At 68.8% G+C, this 24495-nt stretch carries 19 protein-coding genes; 16 read left to right on the top strand and 3 right to left on the bottom strand.

The features are described from left to right. Positions 1-151 precede the first annotated feature (151 nt). The 4 genes from ACWH43_RS17685 to ACWH43_RS17670 all read left to right on the top strand — a co-directional run bounded on the left by ACWH43_RS17685 (position 152) and on the right by ACWH43_RS17670 (position 6162). Positions 152-607 carry a MerR family transcriptional regulator gene (locus ACWH43_RS17685; protein WP_158444083.1) on the top strand — a complete coding sequence of 152 codons (456 nt, stop codon included), beginning with the start codon at positions 152-154 and terminating at the stop codon, positions 605-607. Positions 608-843: 236 nt separating this feature from the next. Beyond that, positions 844-2640 carry an acyl-CoA dehydrogenase C-terminal domain-containing protein gene (locus ACWH43_RS17680; protein ID WP_158444084.1) on the top strand — a complete coding sequence of 599 codons (1797 nt, stop codon included), beginning with the start codon at positions 844-846 and terminating at the stop codon, positions 2638-2640. A gap of 88 nt (positions 2641-2728) precedes the next feature. Continuing rightward, positions 2729-3937: an acetyl-CoA C-acetyltransferase gene (locus ACWH43_RS17675; RefSeq protein ID WP_158444085.1), complete on the top strand. Its 1209-nt coding sequence runs from the start codon at positions 2729-2731 to the stop codon at positions 3935-3937. A gap of 23 nt (positions 3938-3960) precedes the next feature. After that, positions 3961-6162 carry an FAD-dependent oxidoreductase gene (locus tag ACWH43_RS17670; RefSeq protein WP_158444086.1) on the top strand — a complete coding sequence of 734 codons (2202 nt, stop codon included), beginning with the start codon at positions 3961-3963 and terminating at the stop codon, positions 6160-6162. A 10-nt stretch (positions 6163-6172) separates the two neighbouring features. Here the strand turns inward: ACWH43_RS17670 and ACWH43_RS17665 are convergent, their stop codons facing one another. Then, positions 6173-7075, bottom strand: coding sequence for a LysR family transcriptional regulator (locus tag ACWH43_RS17665; RefSeq protein ID WP_158444087.1), 903 nt, complete (start codon positions 7073-7075; stop codon positions 6173-6175). 116 nt (positions 7076-7191) lie between these two features. On the opposite strand from ACWH43_RS17665, the gene ACWH43_RS17660 reads away from it, so the two are divergent. Both ACWH43_RS17660 and ACWH43_RS17655 read left to right on the top strand, forming a co-directional pair. After that, positions 7192-7965, top strand: a complete 774-nt coding sequence (locus ACWH43_RS17660; RefSeq protein WP_158444116.1) for an SDR family oxidoreductase — start codon at positions 7192-7194, stop codon at positions 7963-7965. 153 nt (positions 7966-8118) lie between these two features. After that, a complete protein-coding gene (locus tag ACWH43_RS17655) occupies positions 8119-8613 on the top strand; it encodes a peptide deformylase (protein ID WP_158444088.1) in 495 nt (164 codons plus the stop codon). A gap of 267 nt (positions 8614-8880) precedes the next feature. Here the strand turns inward: ACWH43_RS17655 and ACWH43_RS17650 are convergent, their stop codons facing one another. Next, positions 8881-10218 carry an aspartate aminotransferase family protein gene (locus ACWH43_RS17650; protein WP_158444089.1) on the bottom strand — a complete coding sequence of 446 codons (1338 nt, stop codon included), beginning with the start codon at positions 10216-10218 and terminating at the stop codon, positions 8881-8883. A 177-nt stretch (positions 10219-10395) separates the two neighbouring features. Between ACWH43_RS17650 and ACWH43_RS17645 the strand changes: the two genes are divergently transcribed. The 3 genes from ACWH43_RS17645 to ACWH43_RS17635 all read left to right on the top strand — a co-directional run bounded on the left by ACWH43_RS17645 (position 10396) and on the right by ACWH43_RS17635 (position 14894). Further along, on the top strand, positions 10396-12156 hold the full coding sequence (locus ACWH43_RS17645; RefSeq protein ID WP_158444090.1) for a hypothetical protein: 1761 nt from the start codon (positions 10396-10398) through the stop codon (positions 12154-12156). Between the two features lie 164 nt (positions 12157-12320). Continuing rightward, positions 12321-13787, top strand: a complete 1467-nt coding sequence (locus ACWH43_RS17640) for an EAL domain-containing protein (RefSeq protein ID WP_260348167.1) — start codon at positions 12321-12323, stop codon at positions 13785-13787. 243 nt (positions 13788-14030) lie between these two features. Then, the gene (locus ACWH43_RS17635) at positions 14031-14894 is read left to right on the top strand and encodes a TIGR01459 family HAD-type hydrolase (protein WP_260348110.1); all 864 of its coding nucleotides are present in this window, start codon (positions 14031-14033) and stop codon (positions 14892-14894) included. A gap of 6 nt (positions 14895-14900) precedes the next feature. Here ACWH43_RS17635 and ACWH43_RS17630 read toward each other — a convergent pair whose 3' ends face one another. After that, the gene (locus ACWH43_RS17630) at positions 14901-15284 is read right to left on the bottom strand and encodes a response regulator (protein ID WP_158444093.1); all 384 of its coding nucleotides are present in this window, start codon (positions 15282-15284) and stop codon (positions 14901-14903) included. A 246-nt stretch (positions 15285-15530) separates the two neighbouring features. Between ACWH43_RS17630 and ACWH43_RS17625 the strand changes: the two genes are divergently transcribed. The 7 genes from ACWH43_RS17625 (at position 15531) to ACWH43_RS17595 (ending at position 24480) form a co-directional block, all read left to right on the top strand. Next, on the top strand, positions 15531-15986 hold the full coding sequence (locus ACWH43_RS17625) for a MaoC family dehydratase (RefSeq protein ID WP_158444094.1): 456 nt from the start codon (positions 15531-15533) through the stop codon (positions 15984-15986). Between the two features lie 95 nt (positions 15987-16081). Beyond that, positions 16082-17065, top strand: coding sequence for a bifunctional riboflavin kinase/FAD synthetase (locus tag ACWH43_RS17620; protein ID WP_158444095.1), 984 nt, complete (start codon positions 16082-16084; stop codon positions 17063-17065). Positions 17066-17375: 310 nt separating this feature from the next. Further along, the gene (gene ileS / locus ACWH43_RS17615; RefSeq protein WP_448153564.1) at positions 17376-20399 is read left to right on the top strand and encodes an isoleucine--tRNA ligase; all 3024 of its coding nucleotides are present in this window, start codon (positions 17376-17378) and stop codon (positions 20397-20399) included. After that, positions 20399-20881 (top strand): signal peptidase II, encoded by a 483-nt coding sequence (gene lspA / locus ACWH43_RS17610; RefSeq protein ID WP_158444097.1) that lies wholly within the window; start codon positions 20399-20401, stop codon positions 20879-20881. Before ileS ends, lspA begins: the two co-directional genes overlap by 1 nt. A 74-nt stretch (positions 20882-20955) precedes the next feature. Beyond that, positions 20956-21618 carry a hypothetical protein gene (locus tag ACWH43_RS17605; protein ID WP_158444098.1) on the top strand — a complete coding sequence of 221 codons (663 nt, stop codon included), beginning with the start codon at positions 20956-20958 and terminating at the stop codon, positions 21616-21618. A gap of 199 nt (positions 21619-21817) precedes the next feature. Continuing rightward, a complete protein-coding gene (locus ACWH43_RS17600) occupies positions 21818-23125 on the top strand; it encodes a M16 family metallopeptidase (protein WP_158444099.1) in 1308 nt (435 codons plus the stop codon). A 59-nt stretch (positions 23126-23184) separates the two neighbouring features. Next, positions 23185-24480 carry a M16 family metallopeptidase gene (locus ACWH43_RS17595; protein ID WP_158444100.1) on the top strand — a complete coding sequence of 432 codons (1296 nt, stop codon included), beginning with the start codon at positions 23185-23187 and terminating at the stop codon, positions 24478-24480. Positions 24481-24495 lie beyond the last annotated feature (15 nt).

The raw sequence follows: 24495 nt of genomic DNA, 5'->3' as shown, positions 1-24495 counted from the left end.
ATTTGGGCACATTTAACCGTAACTTACCCCGCGCCGGGCGGATATTACCTGACGCTAGGAGAGGGCATGCCGCATCATGGCGGCTCAAGCATCGGCGACGCTGCCAGTATGAGTCGGCGGAGCGATCCCTCTTTCTTCAAGGATTGAACGCATGTCGCGCCACAGCACGGCTTTGGCGGGTTCCTCGATTCCTGAGACCCGTGCGGACACAGACCCGGCCGGAGAATCCGACGCCGGCTTCACCATCAGCGATCTCGCCCGCGATTTCGGCGTGACGCTGCGCACCCTGCGCTTCTACGAATCCCGCGGGCTGATCGCCCCGGCGCGCTCGGGCATGACCCGCATCTATTCGGCCCGCGACCGCGCCCGCCTGGCGCTGATCCTCAAGGGCAAGCAGCTCGGCTTCACCCTGGTCGAGATCCGCGCCATGCTCGCCAACGAGGACAAGAAGGCGGCTTCCGCGGACAAGTCGGCGGCGGTCGGCGGCCTCCACCTGTCGCGCGAGCAGATCGTCGAGCAGCTAGATCTGCTGCGCAGCCAGCGCACCGAGATCGAAGACGCCATCAAGGAGCTGGAGGACGCCCTGGGCCGGCTGGGGCCGGCCTGAGCCCGGCTTCCTCCGCCCCCTTTCCCGGCCGGCCTGTCCCGGCTTTCCCGAAACCCCGGCTCCACCGGGGTTTTTTCATGGCGGGCCATGGACCGGCCGGAGCGCGGCGCCCACATTGCGGCGGCGGCCTTGCGGCTGGGCAAGGCCATTGCAAGTCGGCCAAGATTGTTTATATATGAACTATCTTGCGGCGGCACCCCGACGGATGCCGCCCTGCGACGTGAGGGAGGACCACGATGCCGGTCTACAAGGCGCCCGTCGACGATACGCTTTTCCTGCTCAACGACGTTTTCAGCATCGCGCGCTACAACAACCTGCCGGGCTTCGCCGATGCCAGCGCGGATGTGGTTGAGGCCGTGCTCGGCGAGGGCGCCAAGCTTTGCGAGGAAATCCTCCAGCCCCTCAATTATTCCGGCGACCAGGAGGGCTGCACCCGCAACCCCGATGGCAGCGTGACCACGCCGAAGGGGTTCAAGGAAGCTTATGAAGCCTATGCCGGCGGCGGCTGGATCGGCCTCGCCATGGACCCTGAATATGGCGGGCAGGGCCTGCCCTACACGCTCGGCGCCGTGATGAACGAATATGCCTCCTCGGCCAACATGGCCTTCGCCATGTATCCGGGCCTGACCATGGGCGCGATCGCCGCGCTCCATGTCCATGGCTCGGAGGAGCAGAAGCGGGCCTATCTGCCGAAGATGATCGACGGCACCTGGTCGGGCACGATGAACCTGACCGAGCCGCATTGCGGCACCGATCTCGGCCTGCTCAAGACCAAGGCCGTGCCGAACGGCGACGGCTCCTACGCCATCACCGGCACCAAGATCTTCATCTCGGCCGGCGAGCAGGACATCACCGAGAACATCATCCATCTCGTGCTCGCCCGCATCGAGGGCGCGCCGGCCGGCACCAAGGGCATCTCGCTCTTCGTCGTGCCGCGCAACAGGATCGACGAGGATGGCTCGGTGGGCGCCAATAACGGCGTCACCTGCGGCTCGATCGAACACAAGATGGGCATCCACGGCAACGCCACCTGCGTGATGAACTACGACGGCGCGCAGGGCTGGCTGGTCGGCGAGGCGAATCGCGGCCTCAACGCCATGTTCGTGATGATGAACGAGGCCCGCCTCGGCGTCGCCATCCAGGGCCTCGCCCAGTCCGAGGTCGCCTATCAGAACGCGGTGGCCTATGCGAAGGAGCGCCTGCAGGGCCGGGCGCTGACCGGCGCCAAGGAACCGTCCAGGCCGGCCGATCCGATCATCGTCCATCCGGACGTGCGCCGCACGCTGATGTCAATCAAGGCCTTCAACGAGGCGGCCCGCGCCTTCGTGCTCTGGAACGCGCTGAAATCCGATGTCGCCCATCGCTCGGGCGATGCGGCCGAGCGCCAGGCGGCCGACGACCAGCTCGGCCTGATGACCCCGGTGCTCAAGGGCGTGCTCACCGATATCGGCTTCGACAACGCCGTGAAGGCGCAGCAGATGTTCGGCGGCCATGGCTATATCGCCGAGACCGGCGTCGAGCAGTTCGTCCGCGATGCCCGCATCGCCATGATCTACGAGGGCGCCAACGGCGTGCAGGCGATGGACCTCGTCGGCCGCAAGCTCGGCCGCGACGGCGGCCGCGCCATCATGGCCTTCTTCAACGAGGTCGGCGGCTTCATCAAGGACCATGCCGAGGACGAGGGGCTGAAGCCCCTACTCGGGCCGCTCCAGCTCTCGCTCGGCCATCTCCAGCAGGCGGCGATGTGGTTCATGAACAACGCCCTCGCCAAGCCCGACAATGCCGGGGCCGGCGCGACCGACTTCATGCATCTGCTCGGCCTGGTCTCGCTCGGCTATATGTGGGCGAAGATGGCCGGCGCGGCGCAGGAGAAGCTGAAGGCCGGCGCCAATGGCGCGACCGAGCGGATGAACGCCAAGCTGGTGACGGCGCGCTTCTTCATGGAGCGCACCTTGCCGGAGACGGCCGCCCATCTGGCACGGATCACCGCGGGCGCCGACACCACCATGGCGCTCGCCGCCGACCAGTTCTGATACAAGAGGTCGTCGGCAATAGGCTGTCGGCAGTCGGCTTGAGGCGCCCCGACTGCCCATTGCCCACTGCCCATAACGGGAGGCCCCCATGGCAGACGCATTCATCTACGACCACGTCCGCACGCCGCGCGGCAAGGGCAAGGCCGACGGCTCGCTGCACGAGGTCACCGCGATCGAGCTCGGCACGCAGGCGCTGCGCGCGATCAGGGAGCGCAGCAATCTCGATCCGCTCCTGGTCGAGGACGTGGTGATGGGCTGCGTCGACCCGGTCGGCGAGGCCGCCGCCGACATCGCCCGCACCGTCGCGCTCAAGGCCGGCTACGGCAAGGAAGTGCCCGGCGTGCAGATCAACCGTTTCTGCGCCTCCGGCCTCGATGCGGTGAACCTCGCCGCGGCGCAGGTCATGTCCGGCCAGAAGGAGATGGCGATCGGCGGCGGCGTCGAATCGATGTCGCGCGTCGGCATGGGCGCCTCGGGCTTCGGCATCGCGGTCGATCCATCCGTCGCCATCGACACCTATTTCATGCCGCAGGGCGTCTCGGCCGACCTGATCGCGACGAAATACGGTTTCTCGCGCGACGACGTCGACGCCTTCGCCGTGCGCTCGCATCAGCGCGCCGCCCAGGCCTGGAAGGAGGGGCGCTTCCGGAACTCGGTGATCCCGGTCACCGACGTCAACGGCCTCACCATCCTCGACCATGACGAGACCATCCGGCCGGACGCCAACATGCAGGCGCTCGCGAGCCTGAAGCCGTCCTTCGTCCAGATGGGCGAGATGGGCGGCTTCGATGCGGTCGCGACGGCGGCGCATCCCGATGTCGAGTTCATCAACCACGTCCACCATGCCGGCAATTCCTCCGGCATCGTCGACGGCGCGGCGGCCGTGCTCGTCGGCTCGAAGCGGGCCGGCAAGGCCGCCGGCCTGAAGCCGCGCGCCCGCATCCGCGCCTTCGCCACGGTCGGCTCCGACCTCGCGCTGATGCTGACCGGCCCGATCGACGTCACCGAACGCGTGCTGAAGAAGGCCGGGATGACGCTGAAGGATATCGACCTCTTCGAGCTGAACGAGGCCTTCTCCTCGGTCGTGCTGCGCTACCAGCAGGCGCTCGACATCGACGACGCCATCCTCAACGTCAATGGCGGCGCCATCGCCATGGGCCACCCGCTCGGCGCGACCGGCGCGATGGTGCTGGGCACCGTGCTCGACGAGCTGGAGCGGCAGGACAAGCAGACCGCGCTGGTGACGCTCTGCGTCGCGGTCGGCATGGGCGTCGCCACCATCATCGAGCGGGTCTGAGCGGAAGGGCAGGGAGAGAGATCATGAACCTCACCAATTTCCGCTTCGAGACCGACGCAGACGGCATCGCGGTCGCGACCTGGGACATGCCCGGCCGCTCGATGAACGTCATCACCCCAGAGGTGATGGAGGAGCTGGACCGGATCGTCGACAAGGTCGTCTCGGACGAGGCGATCAAGGGCTGCGTCGTCACCTCCGGCAAGGAGAGCTTTTCCGGTGGCGCCGACCTCACCATGCTCCAGGGCCTGCGCGATCTCTATGTGAAACTCGCGAAGGAGAAGGGTGAGGCGGTCGCACTGCAAAACTTCTTCGACGAGAGCCGCAAGCTCTCGCTGCTCTACCGCAAGCTCGAGACCTGCGGAAAGCCCTTCGCCGCCGCGATCCATGGCGTCTGCCTCGGCGGCGCCTTCGAGCTTTCGCTCGCCTGCCAGTACCGCGTCGTCTCGGACGATGCCGCGACCCGGGTCGGCCTGCCGGAGATCAAGGTCGGGCTCTTCCCCGGCGGCGGCGGCACCCAGCGCGTGGCGCGCCTGATGCAGACCGGCGACGCGCTCCAGATGATGTTCAAGGGCGAGCAGGTGAAGCCGCTGCCGGCGCGCAATTCCGGCCTCGTCCACGCCGTCGTGCCGCGCGCCGAACTGATCCAGAACGCCAAGGACTGGCTCAAGGCCAACCCGCAGGCGACGCAGCCCTGGGACCAGAAGGGCTTCAAGCTGCCCTCCAACAAGGTCCATTCGCCGGCCGGCATGCAGATCTGGCCGCCGGCCAACGCGATCTATCGCCGCGAGACCAACGACAACTACCCGGCGGCGCGGGCCATCCTCTCGGCTGTCTATGAGGGGCTGCAGCTTCCGATCGACCTCGCCCTCAAGGTCGAGAGCCGCTATTTCGCGAAAATCCTGCGGACGAAGGAGGCGGCCTCGATGATCCGCTCGCTCTTCGTCTCGATGCAGGAGCTGAACAAGGGCGCCCGCCGCCCGGCCGATGTTCCTCCGTCGAAGCTGAAGAAGGTCGGCGTCGTCGGCGCCGGCTTCATGGGCGCCGGCATCGCCTATGTCACGGCGCTGGCCGGGCTCGAGGTCGTTCTGGTCGATCGCGACATCGAGGCGGCCGAGAAGGGCAAGGCCCATTCCCACAAGCTGGTTTCCGACCAGATCATGAAGGGCCGCGCCAAGACCGCCGACCGCGACGCGCTGCTCGCCCGCATCAAGGCGAGCGCCGATTATGCCGATCTCAAGGGCTGCGACCTGATCGTCGAGGCGGTGTTCGAGGACCCGAAGGTCAAGGCCGAGGTCATCGCCAAGGTCGAGGCGGTGGTCGGCCCGCGCACCATCTTCGGCTCCAACACCTCGACCCTGCCGATCACGGGGCTTGCCCAGTCGAGCCAGCGGCCGAAGAACTTCATCGGCATCCATTTCTTCTCGCCGGTCGAGAAGATGCTGCTGGTCGAGGTCATCATGGCGAAGAAGACCGGCAAGAAGGCGCTGGCCATGGCGCTGGATTTCGTCCGTGCGATCAGGAAGACGCCGATCGTCGTCAACGACACCCGCGGCTTCTACGCCAACCGCTGCGTCGGCAACTATCTGCGCGAAGGCCATCTGATGCTGATGGAGGGCGTGCCGCCGGCGATGATCGAGGCGGCGGGCAAGCAGGCCGGCATGCCGGTCGGGCCGCTCTCGCTCAATGACGAGGTCGCGATCGACCTGGCGCTGAAGATCGTCAAGGCGACCAAGGCGCAGCTCGGCGACGCGGCGGTCGATCCGCAGCAGGAGAAGCTGCTCGTCGCCATGGTCGAGACCAATGGCCGGCTCGGCCGCAAGAACCGCAAGGGCTTCTACGACTACCCGGAATCCGGGCCGAAGCGGCTCTGGCCCGGCCTCGCCGATCTCGTCGGCAAGCGCCTCGATCCCGACAGCGTCGACATGGAGGAGCTGAAGCAGCGCCTCCTGGTGACGCAGGCGCTGGAAGCCGCCAAGACCTATGAGGAAGGCGTCGTCACCGATCCGCGCGAGGCCGATGTCGGCTCGATCATCGGCTTCGGCTTCGCCCCCTTTACCGGCGGCACGCTGTCATACATCGACAATATGGGCGCGGCCGCCTTCGTGAAGCTCTGCGAGCGCCTGGCCAAGAAGCATGGCGAGCGCTTCAAGCCGAACCGGCTGCTGAAGCGCATGGCCAGGACCGGCGAGAGCTTCTACGCCACGGCCGAGGCCAAGGCGGCCTGAGCCTTCCGGTTCAGCCCGCCAGCCGCGCGCGCAACAGCGCCACGAGCCAGTCGGCGAAGACCTGCAGCCGGCGCGACAGGTGCCGGCGGTGGGGATAGAGCAAGGTCATCGGCATCGGCGCCGCCCGGTGCCGGGGCATCACCTCGACGAGCTCGCCGGCGGCGAGATGCTCGGCCACGTCATAGGCCGGGATCTGGATCAGGCCGAGCCCGGCGAGGCAGCAGGCGATATAGGCCTCCGCGCTGTTGACGGTGACGCGCCCGGGCAGGGCCCGCGTCCGCGGCGCGCCGTCTTCCAGCCACTCCCAGGGCTCGATCCGCCCCGTCGTCGGCGAGGCGTAGTTGACCGCCCTGTGTCCGTCGAGATCGGCGGGATGCCGCGGCGTGCCGTGGCCCGCGAGATAGCCGGGGCTGGCGACATTGATCAGCGGCAGTTCCCCGACGGAACGTGCGATCAGCCCCGAGTCGCTCAGCGGGCCGACCCGCAGCACGCAGTCGATGCCGTCCTCGATCAGGTTCGCCGCCTTGTCGGTAACGCTGAGCTCGATGTCGATCTCGGGATAGCGGGCGAGGAAATCGGGCAGGGCGGGCGCGACGATCAACCGCCCGACCCGGCCGGGCACGTCGACCCTGAGCCGTCCCGCGGGGCTGGCGGCGCTGTGGCGGAACAGCGCCTCGGTTTCCTCGACATCGGCGACGAGCCTCGCGCAATGCTCGTAGAAGGCCATGCCGTCCTGCGTCGCCGAGACGCGCCGGGTCGTGCGCTGCAGCAGGCGCGCGCCGATGCGCTGCTCGAGCGTGGCGACCGCTGCCGAAACGGAGGAGCGCGGCAGCCCGAGCGCCTTGGCGGCCTGGGTGAAGCTCTCGCATTCGACGACGCGGGCATAGATGCGGAAGAGATCGATGCGGTCCAATTCCGGCTGTCCGATTGTTCGCGATGCCTGACCAGTGATGTCCCGGATGCGAGCTTTATAGCCGATTTACTGACGATATCTTGCGGCTATCGATGACGAGCGAACAGGAGCAGGCGATGGCCGATCACGGCATCAAGGGTAAGACGGTTCTGATCGCGGGCGGCGCCAAGAATCTCGGCGGCCTGCTGGCGCGGGACCTGGCGCAGCATGGCGCGAAGGCGGTCGCCATCCATTACAACAGCGCCTCGGCCAGGGCCGCGGCCGAGACGACCGTGGCCGCGATCGAGGCGGCCGGCGCGCAAGCTTGCGCCTTCCAGGCCGACCTGACTTCGGCCGCCGCGATGGAGAAGCTCTTCGCCGATGCAAAGGCGGCGATGGGGTCGATCGACATCGCGGTCAACACCGTCGGCAAGGTGCTGAAGAAGCCGATGGTCGAGATCGGCGAGGCCGAGTTCGACGAGATGAGCGCGGTCAATTCGAAGACGGCCTTCTTTTTCCTGAAGGAGGCCGGGAAGCATGTCAGCGACAACGGCAAGGTCTGCACGCTGGTGACCTCGCTGCTCGGCGCCTTCACGCCCTTCTATGCGAGCTATGCCGGCACCAAGGCGCCGGTCGAGCATTACACCCGCGCCGCCTCCAAGGAGTTCGGCGGGCGCGGCATCTCGGTGACGGCGATCGGGCCGGGCCCGATGGACACGCCGTTCTTCTATCCGGCGGAGGGCGCCGATGCTGTCGCCTATCACAAAACGGCCGCCGCGCTCTCGCCTTTCTCGAAGACGGGGCTGACGGATATCGAGGACATCGTGCCCTGGATCCGCTTCCTCGTCTCGGAGGGCTGGTGGATGACCGGCCAGACCATCCTGGTCAATGGCGGCTATACGACGAAGTGAGCTTGCCGCAGGAACGGCGGCAGGCCTGCGGAGCAGGCGCATCATTCGATCGAATGATGCGCCTTCCGGCAACATCGGCAAGCGCTGTCCGGGTTAGGGGCGGCTCCGCGAAGCCTGGAGGCGGGGCCGCGAACGAGAAGTCGGAAGAAGTCCATGCCGTCGCGGCCGATCCTGAGCTTTCCCGATCCGCGTCTGCGCGTGGCGGCAGCGCCCGTCACGCGCTTTGACGCCGATCTGCGCGAGCTTGCGGCCGATCTGCTCGACACGATGCGGGCGGCCCCCGGCATCGGCATCACCGCGCCGCATATCGGTGTGTCGCTGCGGCTGGTGGTGCTGGAGCCGACCCCCGGCGACGTCCGGACCTATGCCAATCCGGTGCTGGACGGCGTCTCGCGCGAGACGATCAGCCATGTCGAGGGCAGTGTCTCGATGCCCGGCGTGACCGAGGAGCTGGAGCGCCACGCGCATGTCCGGGTGCGCTATCACGATCTCGACGGTGTGGAGCGGAGCGAAGAGGCGCACGGCCTGCTCGCCGTCTGCCATCAGCACGAGATCGACCAGCTCGACGGCGTCTTCTGGATCGACCGCCTGTCGCGGCTCAAGCGCGACAGGCTGATTGCCCGCTATCGCAAGCTGCGGCAAGGATAAGAGCGCGACTAGAGGTCTACTTGTCGCCGTAGGTCCGTTGAAGAATGGCCAGCAATTGCCGCCCTGTATCTTTGTCAAATTGGATTGTTTGGCTGAGTTTTCCAGGGATTGCGCGATCCGCAGAGCCAAATGTATCGATTTGGATAATGGGGCCTGCGGCCCCATTCCCAAAAATTTTCAACCGTGCATGAACGGTGCTTGGGTGAAGCACCCCTTCAGCCGGGCCAATTTCAATGGTCTTAATACGGGCCACTGAAACGCTCAGCCTCAGTTCGCGACGGCCCGGATCGTCCGGCGCAGCTTGCCGATCAGCTCGTCGACCTGCGACTCGGTGATGATCAGCGGCGGCGAGAAGGCGATGGTGTCGGCCGCGGTGCGGATCATCAGCCCTTCCTCGTGGAAGGCGCGCTCGATCACCTCGTAGCCGCGCTTGCCCGGGCCCTCCGCGCGCGGGGCGAGGTCGATGGCGCCGACGAGGCCGAGCGTGCGGATGTCGACGACGTTGGGCTCGCCCTTCAGGCTCATCACCGCATCGGCGAAGGCGCCTTCCATGGCGCGTGCCCGCTCGAACAGCCCTTCCTCGCGATAGATGTCGAGCGCCGCCAGCGAGGCGGCCGCCGCCAGCGGATGGCCCGAATAGGTGTAGCCGTGGAACAGCTCGATGACGTTGTCCGGTCCGCCCATGAAGGCCTCGTAGATGTGCTTGCGCACGATCACGCCGCCCATCGGCACGGTGCCGGAGGTGACGCCCTTGGCGAAGGTGATCATGTCCGGGATCACGCCGTAGCGCTCCGCCGCGAAGGCGAAGCCCAGCCGCCCGAAGCCGGTGATGACCTCGTCGAAGATCAGGAGGATGCCGTGCTTGTCGCAGATCTCGCGCAGGCGCTGGAGATAGCCTTTCGGTGGCGGCAGCGCGCCGGTGGAGCCCGCCATCGGCTCGACGATCACGGCGGCGATGGTCGAGGCGTCGTGCAGCGCGACGATCCGTTCGAGGTCGTCGGCGAAATGCGCGCCGTAGTCCGGCTCGCCCTTGCTGAAGGCCTGCTTCTCGCGGTCATAGGTATGGGCGAGATGGTCGACGCCGCTGAGCAGCGAGCCGAAGAACTTGCGGTTGTTCGACATGCCGCCGACCGAGATGCCGCCGAAGCCGACGCCGTGATAGCCGCGCTCGCGGCCGATCAGCCGGGTCTTGGCCGCCTTGCCGGTGACGTTCCAGTAGGCCAGCGCGATCTTGAGCGCCGAATCCGCCGCCTCCGAGCCCGAGCCGGCGAAGAAGACGTGATCGAGATCGCCGGGCGCCAGCGCCGCGATGCGGGCGGCGGCGGCGAAGACCTTGGGGTGGCCGTACTGGAAGGAGGGGGCGTAGTCGAGGTCGCGCGCCTGGGCCTGGATCGCCTGGATGATCGGCTCGCGGGCATGGCCGGCATTGCAGCACCACAGACCCGCCGTGCCGTCCATGACGGGCTTGTTGTCCGGCGTGTAGTAGAACATGCCCTCGGCGCGCGCGACCATGCGCGGATTCCTCTTGAACGACCGGTTGGCCGTGAACGGCATCCAGAAGGCTTCGAGATCGTTCGGCGAGGCGATGGGGGCGGCGGCGGTCATCACGGCATCCTGTGGATTAACGTTCGTTCAACCTAGCAGGTCGATGCAGGGTGTAAATCGCGTCGCTGCGGGGCATGGCTAGGCCGCGCCGCGAATCCGCCATGTCGGATTGGCAAGATGACCTGACGTCACCGACCGCAGACCTGCCCGAAGGGGCGAGAACCGAATGGACCCCCGATGGGCGATAGCGCCGATGATCACGAGCGGCTTGATGAAGAGGCCGTTGCGTCGATTCGGGCCGGTCTCGCTCGCGCTCTGGCTTCGGACGCCTTCAGCGCCGCACCTCAGCTCTCGGCCTTCCTGAGCTTCGTCGTCGAGCGCACGCTCGAGGGCCGCAGCGCCGAGCTGAAGGGCTACACCATCGCGGTCGAGGCGCTGGGCCGTCCGGCCGATTTCGATCCGCAGGCCGATCCGATCGTGCGGGTCGAGGCCGGCCGGCTGCGCCGCGCGCTCACCCAGTATTATGCGGGGGACGGCCAGAACGACCCGGTGCGGATGTCGATGCCGGTCGGCGGCTATGTGCCCGCCTTCGAATTCGTCGCCCCGGGCGCCGGGGCGGAAGGGCAGGAAGCGGAGGCCGGCGAGGAGGAGGCCGGGGAGGGCGAAGACGTCGCCGCCCTCGTCGACCCGGCCGCGCGGCGCTGGCCCGCGGCCGCCCTTGCCGGGCTGGGCTGCGCCCTTCTCGCGCTGCTGGTCTGGTATCTGGAGCCCTTCGGCCGGCATCCCGCGCCGCCGGCTCCGGGTTCGCCGCCGCCGGTGCGTGCGGCGGCGACGGCGCCTGCTCCCTCCTCCGACATGATCCAGACCGTCGCGGTGGCGATCGCCGCGCCGCGGGTTCCCGAGGATCCCCGGATCGCCGATGCGCTGCGCCGCGTCTCGGAAGCGTTCGTCGACGTCATGGCGCGGTTCGACGACATCGTCATCGTCAAGGCGCCCGCGCCCGGCGACGCGGCGCCCAAGGACGTCGACTACGTCTTCGAGATCAGCTCCGTCTCGACCGGCAGCGTGCTCGAGGGCTTCGGCCGGCTGCGCGCCGCGAAGGACGGGCGGATCGTCTGGACCACCTCCGCCACCCGGCCCGCCGGCGAGGAGTTGCAGGATCAGGACCTGGCGGACATCGGCCGGCGCGTCGGCACGCGGCTGGCGGAGCCCTTCGGCATCATCCATGCCGATTTTCGGCAGAACGGAACCTCGTCGGCGATGCAATGCATCTTCCAGGCCCTCGACTATCGCCGTTTCCTGACCGACGAGAAGCGCAACGCCACCCGGGAATGCCTGGCGAAGCTCGTCGAACGGGACCCGGAATTCTATCCGGCCTGGGCGCAGCTCGCCATGCTCGGCGCCGAGGAGGCTGCCGCCGGCCCGGAGGCCGACCGGCGCGCCATGCTCGACAACGCCCTCTCGGCCGCATTGGTGGCGATGCGCCTCGCGCCGTCCGGGGCGCGGGCGCAGCAGGCGATGATGGACGTTCTGTTCCTGCGCGGCACCGCCGGCGATGCGATCAAGGCCGGGCGCGAGGCGCTGAACCGCAACCCCTACGACCCCGACGTCATGGCCGATCTCGGATCGGTCTATGTCCGCCTCAACCGCCCGGCCGAAGGGCTGCCGCTGCTGGAGCGCGCCGTCATGCTGAGCCCCGGCCGGCCGCCCTCCTATGATTTCTACGCCTATCTCGCAGCCTATCTCACCGGGGCGAAGCGCCTGTCGGAGACCTATGCGTCCGTGCTGGCGGCCGACAGCACGCCCTGCAGCCTGCTCGGCCAGGCGCTGCAGGCCGCCGCCAACGGCGATTCCGCCAAGCGCGACGCTGCTCTGCAGGAGCTCGGCAAGCGCATCCCGCGTTTCGCCGCCGATCCCTATCTCTACCTGACGCGGAAGGGCTTCACCGCCGAGCTGGCGCAGCGGATCGTGGCCGATCTCGGATTGCCGGCTCCCTGAACGCGCCGAGGAGCCGGTCCTTCCGGTCTCGCAGGGCGGCTCCGGGTGGCGCCGCGCGGTATGGCTCGCTTGTCGGCGCGCGCGGGCGTATCCTCGCGCAAGCGTTGTGATTCGCCCCTCCATTTCCCGATCAACCCCGACGCGCGAGCGCTGCCTTGGCTCCTGTGCGCCTGAAAGCCCTGCATCCCCTGGCCGGCGCCGTCACCGGCGTTTCGCTCGGCGCCGCCGTCGCCCTTCTCGTGCCGGGCCCGCTCGGGCCGGCGCTGGGCCTGCTGGCGGCGGGGGCCGGTCTGGCGGCGAGCCTCCGGGCGCTGGAGCGGCGCAATGCCGAGCACCGCGAGCTGCTCCTCGCCGGGCTCGGCGAGGTCAAGGTGCGGCTCGCGACCGGGGCCATCCGCATCGATGCCCTGTCGCAGCGCGTCGAGCTGATGCCCATGCGCGACGTCGACGCAGCCCCGGCCCGGGCCGCGATCAACGAGCTGACCGCCGAGGTCGGGCTGCTCGGCGACCTCATCCACCAGGTCGCGACGACGCTCGCCGACCATGACGAGAAGCTGCTGCGCCTGCCGCAGGCCGCGCCGCAGATGCCGGCATCGCCGCTCGCGGCGCCGGCCCCCGCCCCGGAGGTGCGCCTCGATCCCGAGGCGGCGCGCCGGGAGCACGCCGAAAAGCTGGCGGCCGAGCGGGCCGCCGCCGCCCGGGCCGCGCGCGAGGAGGCGCAGGCCGAGCGGGCCGCCCTCATCGGCGCCGCGCTCAGCGACGGGCGGGTCGAGGTGCAGTTGCAGCCGATCGTCTCGCTGCCGCAGCGCCGGACCCGCGGCTACGAGGCGCTGCCGGGCCTGAGGCTCGACGAGAACACGCTGCTGCTGCCGCATGAATTCCTCGAGATCGTCGATGAGCGCGGCCTCGGCCAGACGCTGGACGCGCTCGTCCTGACCCGCGCGCTCGCCATCGCCCGCCATCTTGCCGCCAAGGACGGCGACGTCTTCATCACCTGCAATTTCAGCGCGGCGACCTGGGCGTCCTCGCGGGCCCTGGCCGCGCTGACCCGCATCCTCGAGCGCTATCGCGACCATATCGGGCGCCTCGTCATCGAGATGCCGCAGGCGGTGTTCCGGTCGCTCGACCCGACGAGCCTCGGCCTGCTCGGCGCGATGTCGGCCAATGGCGTGCGCTTCGCGCTCGATCAGGTCGCGGATCTGCGCCTCGATCCGCGTTCGCTGTTCGATCGCGGCATCCGCTTCGTCAAGGTCCGGGCGGCGCTGCTCGGCGCCCATGCCGAGGGGCGCGTCGCCAGCGACATCGCGGCCGGCGACCTCGCGGCGCTGCTCGGGCGTGCCTCGATCGCGCTCGTCGCCGAGGGGGTCGAGGACAATCCGATGGCCGCCGACATGATCGAGCTCGGCGTCGGCATGGGGCAGGGCAACGCCTTCTCGCCGCCGCGCCCGGTGAAGCCCGAGGTCTTCGCCGAACCCGCCCCGGCTGCCCCGGCACGGGCAGAACCGCCGACCGCTCGGCCCACGGCCGAGGTGCTGGATTATCCGCAGCCTTCCGCGCCCGCCGCGGCGGAGGCCCAGCCGAAGCCCGAAAGGCTGCCCTTCCGCGCCGTGCTGCGCCGCGCCAGCGCCTGATCGGCCGTCCCAGCGTCGCGACGGCTCCCTCCAGGCGCGCAACGGAGCCCTCCCGAAAGCGGTTTCCCCTTTCCGGCCCGGTGCTTTGGATCGTCGCGCCTCCTTCCGGATGCGGTAACGATGATCTATCTCATTGCTGGCGCATCGGATTTTTCCGAAAAGTGGATTCCACTTTTCGGTCCGATGCTCTAGAGCAGGCCGCGCTGCCGCCTGGCTTCACCCATGGGAGAGACTATCGTGCCGATGACGGGCTCCGAACCGGTTGCCGCCCTTTCGGGGTTTTCGCAGATCGCCGGACGCTTCGACCTCTGCTTCTGCGATGTCTGGGGCGTCGTCCATAACGGCGTCGCCGCCTTTCCCGGCGCGATCGAGGCCCTGACGAAAATGCGCGCGGACGGTACCGCGGTGGTGCTCATCACCAATGCGCCGCGCCCGCGCGACCTGATCGCGCGGCAGCTCGACGGCTTCGGCGTGCCGCGCGCCGCCTGGGACGCGATCGTGACCTCGGGCGATGTCTGCCGCGCGCTGATCGGCGCGCGCGCCGGCCAGCCGATGTTCCGGCTCGGCCCCGACCGCGACCTGCCGCTGGTCGCCGGGCTCGACGCCCCCGAGGCCGGGCCGGCCGAGGCCTCCTATGTGCTCTGCACCGGGCTCTTCGACGACGAGGCCGACACGCCGGAGACCTATGCCGAACTGCTCGCCGGCTTCGCGGCGCGCGGGCTGACGATGATCTGCGCCAATCCCGATCTCGTCGTCGAGCGCGGCGGCCGGATCGTGCCCTGCGCCGGTTCGGTCGCGCTCGCCTATGAGGAGATCGGCGGCGAGGTGATCTATGCCGGCAAGCCGCACCGCCCGATCTACGACGTGGCGCTGGCGCTTGCCGAGGAGAAGCGCGGCGCGGCGATCGCGCGCGACCGGATCTGCGCCATAGGCGATGCGATCCGCACCGACATCGCCGGCGCGGCGGAATTCGGCGCCGCCGGCATCATGGTGCTGGCCGGCATCCATGCGCAGGACCTGATGCAGGCCTCCTGGGAGGAGCGCCACGGCTGGTTCGGCCGCCAGACGCACCGTCCCGACTACGCCATTCCGCATCTGGTCTGGTGAAGGGCCTCAGGCGGCGCAGACGGATTCGATCTTCGTCTTCAGGGTCTGGGCGTTGAACGGCTTGACGATGTAGTTGCTGACCCCGGCCTTGCGGGCGGCGATGACGTTTTCGGTCTTCGATTCGGCGGTGACGATGATGAAGGGCGTCTGCGCCAGCTTCTCCTCCTCGCGCACCCGCTGCAACAGCTCGAAGCCGCTCATCGGCTCCATGTTCCAGTCGGAAATGACGAGGCCGTAGCGCTTGTCGCGCATCTTCTCGATCGCGGCCGAACCGTCCGAGGCGTCGTCGACATTCTCGAAGCCGAGCTGCTTCAGCAGGTTGCGGATGATGCGGATCATCGTCTGGTAGTCGTCGACGACGAGGATCGGCATGGACGTGTCGAGAGCCATTGGGATGCTCCAGGCATGACGGTTCCGGCACCGGACCGTCCCGGCGCCGCGCCGCGCGATCGAGGCGGCCTCCACTCGTCTCCGGTGATAGCCCCGGCGCGTTGCAAAGGGGTTAATCCGATCTCCGAGTGACCAAAGGGAAGGCGCCCGTCCGCACCAAAGTCCAATTGCCGTTTTTTTGCGGTTGCGAGACGATCGGTCGTCGAGGTCGGGGGTTGGGGGACCGCCAGAAGCCACGAGAGATCCATGACGGTTCAGCCCGTGCCCGGCACGCTCTATACGGTCCATGCTTTCGAGGATCTGGCGATCGGCCAGCGCGAGAGCCTGATGCGCACGGTGATGGAGCGCGACGTCGCGCTCTTCGCCGAGCTCTCGGGCGACGCCAACCCCATCCATCTCTGCGACCGCTTCGCCGCCGGCACCCGCTACGGCCAGCGCATCGCCCATGGCATGCTGAGCGCGAGCCTCGTCTCGGCCCTGCTCGGCACGCGTCTGCCCGGTCCCGGCGCCGTCTATCTCTCGCAGACCCTGACGTTCCTCAGCCCCGTCAAGATCGGCGACGTGGTTACCGCCCGCGTCGAGGTGGTCGAGCTGGTGGCGGAGCGGCGCCGGGCGCGGCTGTTCTGCGAATGCCTCGTCGACGGCAAGGCCGTGATGGAAGGCGAGGCTTGGGTCGCGATGCCGCCCGGAGCCGCGGCCTGACGTCCGCGCGCGGCCTGCGGCCTTGACGCCCCGCCGGCCTTGGCCGCAAAGACGAGCGTCGCCCGGCTGTCCGGGCCAGTGGACGTTCTCGATCGATGCCATCCCCAGCCGATGAGCCGCCGTGCCGTGAGCCGGTGGCCGTGGTCCTCGACCTCGACAAGCCCGTTCCCGACGCCTTGCGCGGCGCCGTCCTGGCGCTGGGCAATTTCGACGGCGTCCATCGCGGCCATGCCGAGCTCGCCCGCGTCGCCGCCGCCATGGCGCGCAATCTCGGCACGCGGCCGGCCGCCTTCACCTTCGAGCCGCATCCGCGCAGCGTCTTCCGCCCGGAGGAGCCGGTCTTCCGGCTGACCTCGCCGCAGCTCAAGCTCGAGGGGCTGGCGCAAGCGGGCTTCGCGCAGGTCTTCGTCCTGCCCTTCGATCGCGACATCGCGGCGATTCCCGCCGAGCGCTTCGTCGACGACCTGCTCGTCGGCCGGCTCGGCGCGGCGGGCCTCGTCTGCGGCTACGACTTCCATTTCGGCAAGGGTCGCACCGGCTCGCCCGAGACGCTGCAGGCCCATGGGCTGGCCGCGGACATCCCGATCGCGGTGGTGCCGCCTCTGTCCTGGCAGGGCGAGCCCGTCTCCTCGACGCTGATCCGCGCCGCGCTGGCGGAGGGGGACGTCGCCCGCGCCGCCGCCTTCCTCGGCCGGCCCTGGACCGTGCGCGGGCTCGTCGTCCATGGCGACAAGCGCGGCCGCGACCTCGGCTATCCCACCGCGAACATGCATCTTGCCCGCGATTGCCGCCTGCGCCACGGCATCTACGCGGTCAGGATGAGGATCGACGGCGTCTGGCATGACGGCGTCGCGAGCTTCGGCAGCCGCCCGACCTTCGACGACGGCGCGCCGCGGCTGGAGACCTTCGTCTTCGATTTCTCGGGCGACCTCTACGGCAAGCGCGTCGACGTCGCCTTCGTCGACTGGCTGCGCGGCGAGGCGAAATTCGACTCGCTCGAGGCGCTGGTCGCCCAGATGGACGCCGACAGCGCCCGCGCGCGCGAGATCCTGGCGAAAACGCCGCCCTTCCTTCCGTGAAGGCTGCCTGCTCGATCGCCCGCGCGTCGATAGGACGCGAGAACGGCGCTCGATCAGGACATGGTCGCATCGGATCGAATCCGAAAAGTGGATTCCACTTTTCGGTCCGATGCGATAGAAGCCCCTCATGCCCGCCGAACGCGCCATTCTGATCGATCTGTCCCGGCGAATTACGGGCCCGGCTGCCGCCTCGCGCTAGACAGGTGCGGGCGCTTGCGCAGTCCGGGTTGAAGACCGCTTTTCCCGTTTCAAATGCGGATGCGCCGGAGCCCGACGAGAGGCCCGCCGTCCCGATTGTCCGAGCCGGAACATGACCGACAAGACGAAGACCGCCCAGGCCCCGCAGGGCGCAGAAGCAACCGCCGACGGCGTCGATTACGCGCAGACGCTGTTCCTGCCCCAGACCGAGTTCCCGATGCGCGCCGGCCTGCCCCAGCGCGAGCCTGAGCTGCTCGCCCGCTGGGCCAGGATCGACCTCTACCGCAAGCTGCGCGAGGCCGGGCAGGGACGCGACCGCTTCGTCCTGCATGACGGCCCCCCCTATGCCAACGGCAACATCCATATCGGCCATGCGCTCAACAAGGTGCTGAAGGACCTGGTCACGCGCTCGCAGCAGATGCTCGGCCACGATTCCAACTATGTGCCGGGCTGGGACTGCCATGGCCTGCCGATCGAATGGAAGATCGAGGAGCAGTATCGCGCCAAGGGGCTGAACAAGGACGACGTCCCGGTCGTCGAGTTCCGCAAGGAATGCCGCGCCTTCGCCGAGCACTGGGTCGACATCCAGCGCAACGAGTTCAAGCGCCTCGGTGTCGAGGGCGACTGGGCCCATCCCTATCTCACCATGGCCTATCCCGCCGAGGCGCAGATCGCCCGCGAGATCATGAAGTTCGCCGAGACCGGCCAGCTCTATCGCGGCTCCAAGCCGGTGATGTGGTCGGTGGTCGAGAAGACCGCGCTGGCCGAGGCCGAGGTCGAGTACGAGGAGCATGTCAGCGACACGGTCCATGTCGCGTTCCCGCTGCTGAATGCACCCGCCGCGCTCGCCGGGGCCTCTGTCGTCATCTGGACGACCACGCCCTGGACGATCCCCGGCAACCGCGCGATCTCCTATCACCACAAGATCGGCTATGGGCTCTACAGGGTCACGGCCGCGCCCGAGACCAACTGGGCCAAGACCGGCGCGACCTATATCCTCGCCAAGAACCTGGCCGAGAGCGTCTTCAAGGCCGCCAAGGTCGAGGCGTTCGAGCTGGTCGCGGATGTGCCTGCCGATCAGCTCGCCGGCCTGACCGCCGCCCATCCCCTGCGCGGCCGCGGCTACGATTTCGACGTGCCGCTGCTCGACGGCGATCACGTCACCGACGACGCCGGCACCGGCTTCGTCCACACCGCGCCGGGCCATGGCCGCGAGGACTTCGACATCTGGATGGCGAATGGCCGCATGCTGGCCGAGCGCGGCATCGAGACCCGCATCCCCTATACCGTCGACGCCGATGGCCGCTTCACCAAGGAAGCGCCGGGCTTCGAGGGCGCGCAGGTCATCACCGACAAGGGCGAGAAGGGCGACGCCAACGAGGTCGTCATCAAGGCGCTGGTCGAGGCCGGCAACCTCGTCGCGCGCGGACGGCTGAAGCACCAGTATCCGCATAGCTGGCGCTCGAAGAAGCCGGTGATCTTCCGCAACACGCCGCAATGGTTCATCGCCATGGACAAGCCGATCGGCGAGGCCGGCGCGCCGGATGCGGCCGATCCCAAGCCCGTCGCCGGCGGCAATGCCGACACGCTGCGCAACCGCGCGCTCAAGGCGATCAAGGAGACCGAATGGGTGCCGGCGGTGGGCGAGAACCGCATCACCGGCATGATCGCCAACCGCCCCGACTGGGTGGTCTCGCGCCAGCGCGCCTGGGGCGTGCCAATCACCGTCTTCGTCGACAGGGAGACCAAGGACATCCTCGTCGATGCCAAGGTCAACGCCGCCATCGCCGCGGCCTTCGAGGCGGAGGGCGCCGATGCCTGGTTCACCGACACGGACGGCGCCCGCTTCCTCAAGCCCTTCGGCTACGATCCGGCCAAATACGAGCGCGTCACCGACGTGCTCGACGTCTGGTTCGATTCCGGCTCGACCCACGCCTTCACCCTGGAGAAGCGCGCCGATCTGAAGACCCATCGCGTCGTCGATGGCGGCAAGGACCGCGTGATGTATCTCGAAGGCTCGGACCAGCATCGCGGCTGGTTCCATTCGAGCCTGCTGGAAAGCTGCGGGACGCGCGGCCAGGCGCCCTTCGACGTCGTCCTCACCCATGGCTTCTGCCTGGACGAGAAGGGCGAGAAGATGTCGAAGTCCAAGGGCAACGTCACCGCCCCGCAGGACGTCATCAAGGATTCGGGCGCCGACATCCTGCGCCTCTGGGTCGCGGCGGCGGATTATTCCGACGATCTGCGCATCGGCAGGGAGATCCTCAAGACCTTCGTCGAGACCTATCGCAAGCTGCGCAACACCCAGCGCTGGATGCTCGGCACGCTCGCCCATTTCAGCGAGGAGATCCGGGTTTCCGATCCGCAGACCATGCCCGAGCTGGAGCGGCTGATGCTGCACCGCCTCGCCGAGCTCGGCCCGCAGGTGATGGAGGCCTACCGGACCTACGACTACAAGAAGGTGGTGTTCCTGCTCTCGCAGTTCATGAACACCGAGCTCTCGGCCTTCTATTTCGACGTGCGCAAGGACGCGCTCTACTGCGATCCGCAATCGAGCCATGTCCGCAGGAGCGCGCTCACCGTCGTCGACCATCTCTTCCGCTGCCTCACGACCTGGCTGGCGCCGATCCTGGTCTTCACCGCCGAGGAGGCCTGGCTGGAGCGTTATCCGCAGGTGAAGGCCGAGGACGGCTCGGTGCATCTCGAGCTCTTCGTCGAGGCGCCGGAAAGCTGGCTCGATCCCGAGCTGGCCGAGCGCTGGAGCAAGATCCGCCGTGTGCGCCGCGTCGTCACCGGCGCGCTGGAGCTGGAGCGCGCCGCCAAGCGCATCGGCTCCTCGCTCGAGGCCGCGCCGCAGGTCTTCGTCTCCGATCCGGATTTGCTCGCGGCGCTGTCCGGCGTCGACCTCGCCGAGGTCAGCATCACCTCCGGCATCGGCATCGACGGCGGGGAGGGACCGGCGGAGGCCTTCCGCCTCGCCAACGTGCCGGGCGTCGCGGTGGTGCCGCACCGCGCCGACGGCGTCAAATGCGCCCGCTCCTGGAAGTATTTCGATCCGGCGACGGCCGATCCGGCCTATCCGCTGGTGACGCCGCGCGACGCCAGGGCGCTCAGGGAACGCGGGGTCCGCGCCTGATGACGCCGGCCCGCCGCCTCGGCCTCGCCACGGTGCTGACCGTCTTCGTGGCGGACCAGCTCCTGAAATGCTGGCTGCTCTACGGCGTCGGCCTCGCCGAGAACGGCCCGTTCGATCTCGCCCCCTTCCTGACGATCGTGCTCGCCTGGAATCGCGGCATCTCCTACGGGCTGTTCCAGCAGGGCACGGATATCGGCCGCTGGCTGCTGGTGGTGGTCTCCGTCGTCGCGGCGGTCTGGCTCTGGCGCTGGATGTGGCGGGCGCAGGCGCGCTTCACGGTGTTCAGCCTGGCGCTGATCATCGGCGGCGCGCTCGGCAACGGGCTCGACCGGGCCTGGTACGGCGCCGTGGTCGATTTCGTCCATCTCCACTGGGGCGGTTTCAGTTGGTATATCTTCAACATCGCCGATGTCGCGATCGTTGTCGGCGTGCTGGGTCTCCTGTATGAGTCCTTCCGGCCGGCTGGGGAAAAGACGGCTTGACGACGATTTCGCCATCCTTTCGCCGTTCGTCTGTGGTTGAGGCAGGGGCGGGATTGTCCAAAGGGAGATTCGACATGGCGCAGCGCATCCGCGTGACGCATCTTTTGCTCGCCGGGGGGCTTGTGCTTGCGGCTCAGCCTGCGCTGGCGCAGGAAGGCATGTTCTTCAAGAATCTGCTGGAAGGCGTCGTCGGCGGCAGGGGCCAGGGCGACGACATCGACTACCGCGAGCGTCCCCCGCTGGTGGTGCCGCCGAATTCGGCCCTGCCGCGTCCGCAGGAGCCCGGTGCCGCCCGCAGCGCCGCCTGGCCGACCGACCCGGACGTCGAGCGCCGCCGGAACGAGAAGAACGTCGTTCCCTATGTGCTGACCGAGAAGGCCCGCAACAACACCCTGCTGTCGCAGGAGGAGCTGCGCCGCGGCCGCATCTCGGCGCGCGCCCCGCAGCAGCCCAACATCCCCGCGGCGGACAACAACAACTACGAGAACCAGATCAAGCCGATCATCATCGGCAAGGAAGTCGCGGCGCATCGCAACCAGGAAGCCGAGACCGCGCTCACCTATGGCTCGGAGCCGCCGCGCCGCATGCTCACCGAGCCGCCCGTCGGCTACCGCATGCCGGCCGCCAGCGCGGCGCTCGGCCCCGGCCGCTCCGGCCCGGTCGAGGACAAGCAGGCCTCCGGCCAGCGTGAATTCGTGACCGGCCAGCGTCCGCTCGTCGAGGCTCCGTCGGAATAGCGCCGGCGGCGGGATCGGGAGGGGCCTGACCCCTTGCCGAATCCCGCTCCTCCGACCAAGTTTCCCTTTCGGGGCGGGCGCGTCGCGCCCGCCCTTTCTCGTCCTGGAGCAGCCTTGCGCGATGCGGCGCGTGCGGGCGATGCGACACAACGCAACCTTGGAGCGGGCCCGCGCCCCGGAACGGCGCGCGACGGCTCGAATGTGGAGACGGCATCCGGTGAAGAGTCATGCGCGCCAGACCGGTCTGGCCGAGCCCGTCGAATCCTTCCGGCTGGATAATGGCCTCGATGTCGTGGTGGTGAGCGACCGGCGCGCCCCGGTGGTGACCCACATGGTCTGGTATCGCAACGGTTCGGCCGACGATCCGGCGGGCAAGTCCGGCATCGCCCATTTCCTCGAGCATCTGATGTTCAAGGGCACGAAAGCGTGGCCGGCGGGCGAGTTCTCCAAGATCGTCGCCGGTTACGGCGGGCAGGAGAACGCCTTCACCTCCTATGACTACACCGCCTATTTCCAGCGCGTGCCGAAGGAGCATCTACGCGCGATGATGGATTACGAGGCCGACCGGATGACCGGCCTGTCCTTCGACGAGAGCGTGGTCGCGCCCGAGCGCGACGTGGTGCTGGAGGAGCGGCGCATGCGCGTCGATTCCGACCCCGCCGCCCAGCTCGGCGAGGAGTTCTCGGCCTCGCTCTTCTTCCACCACCCGTATGGCACGCCGATCATCGGCTGGGAGCACGAGATCGAGCGGCTGAACCGCGACGACGCCTTCGCCTATTACCAGCGCTTCTACACGCCCGAGAACGCCATCCTCGTCGTCGCCGGCGACACCGATGCCGCCGAGGTCCGCCGTCTCGCCGAGGAGACCTATGGCAGGATCGCCGCGCGCGGCGCCGCCCCCGTGCGGGAGCGCCCGATCGAGCCCGAGCCGCGCGCCTCGCGCCGCGTCCAGCTCAACGATCCGCGCGTGCAGCAGCCCGCTCTGCGCCGCGGCTGGCTGACGCCGACCTATACCAGCGGCAAGGCGGAGGAGGTCTTCGCGCTCGAGCTCGTCGCCGAGATCCTCGGCGGCGGCACCACCTCGCGGCTCTATCGCAGGCTCTGCGTCGAGGACGAGGTGGCGGCCGGCGCCAGCGCCTATTTCATGGGCTCGATGGTCGATCGCGCCGCCTTCCAGCTCTCGGTCAGCCCGCGCCCCGGCGTCGCCATGGCGACGCTGGAAGGCGGGCTGGACGAGGCGCTCGCCGCCTTCCTCGCCGAGGGGCCGACCGAGCTGGAGCTGGCCCGCGCCCGCACCCGGCTCGTCGCCGAGACGGTCTTCGCCCGCGACAACCAGGCCTCGCTCGCCCGCATCTTCGGCTCGGCCCTGGCCGTCGGCGAGACGGTCGCCGACGTGCTCGCCTGGCCGCAGCGCATCGAGGCCGTGCCGCGCGAGGCGGTCGTCGAGGCCGCGCGCCTCTACCTCAGGCCGGACCGCAGCGTGACCGGCCTGCTGCTGCCGGCCTGACGCCGCCATTCCGATGCCGCAAAGAGGCGGGGCCCCCGGCCCGGCCGACAGGAAACGCCATGAACGCGCCCCTTCCGACCCCGAAGCTCAACACCGCCGGCCCGGCCATCGCCGTCCAGACCGTGCGCTCGCCCGGCGGCATCGAGGCCTGGCTGGTCGAGGAACACAGCCTGCCGCTGATCGCCGTCGATTTCGCCTTCGACGGCGGCTGCTCGCGCGACCCCGCCGATGCCGCCGGCAGCGCCTATCTGATCTCCGGCCTGCTCGACGAAGGCGCCGGCGATCTCGATGCCGAGGCCTTCCAGGGCCGCATGGCCGATCATGCCATCGGCCTCGGCTTCGATGCCCGCCGCGACGATTTCCACGGCTATCTGCAGACGCTCTCCAGCCATCGCGACACGGCCTTCGAACTGCTCGGCCTCGCGCTCAACAAGCCGCGCTTCGACGCCGACGCGGTCGCGCGCGTCAAGGCGCAGATCGTCGCCGGCCTGCAGCGCCAGGCGCAGAACCCGGAGGCGCTCTGCCGCAACGCGCTCTATGCCGCGGCCTTCCCCGGCCACGCCTATGGCCGCCCGGAGAAGGGCGACATCGACAGCGTCTCCCGGCTCGAAGCGCCGGCGCTGCACGCCCTGGCGCCGACCCTGCTGGATCGCGCCGGCCTGAGGATCGTCGTGGTCGGCGACATCGTGGCCGACGAGCTGGCCGGGCGCCTCGATGCGCTGTTCGGCGGCCTGTCGGCCGGCAGCCCGCGCCCGCGCCCGGCGGCGCCGCTGCCGTTGCAGGGGCTCGGCCAGACCCATGTCCTCGATCTCGACGTGCCGCAGACCGTCATCCGCTTCGCCGGGCCCGGGCTGATGTGGGACGATCCCGATTTCATCCCGGCGAGCGTGCTCAACCATATCCTCGGCGGCTCGGCCTTCACCTCGCGCCTGTTCATGGAGGTGCGCGAGAAGCGCGGCCTCGCCTATGGCGTTTCCTCCAGCCTGCTGCCGCTGCGCGAGAGCGCCATGCTGGTCGGCGGCACCGCCACCCGCAACGATCGAGCCGCGGAATCGATGAAGGTGATCCGCGAGGAGATGGCGAAGCTCGCCACTGAGGGGCCGACCGAGCACGAGGTCGAGGAGGCCAAGCGCTACATCATCGGCTCCTATCCGCTGCGCTTCGACACCTCGCCGAAGATCGCCGGCGAACTGCTCAACCTGGCCCTGCGCGGCGACACGCCCGACTTCCTCGCCACCCGCAACCAGCGCTTCGCCGCCGTCACCCTGGCGGATGTGAAGCGGGTGGCCGGGCGCCTCTTCGGCCAGCCCGACCTGCTGGTCGAGGCGGTCGGCCGGCCGGTCGGGCTCGCCTGAACCGGCCGCCCGGGG

Source organism: Allobosea minatitlanensis (assembly GCF_964020775.1).
The sequence above is the reverse complement of the archived record's forward strand: the minus strand, read 5'-3'. Positions and strand labels throughout refer to the sequence as shown.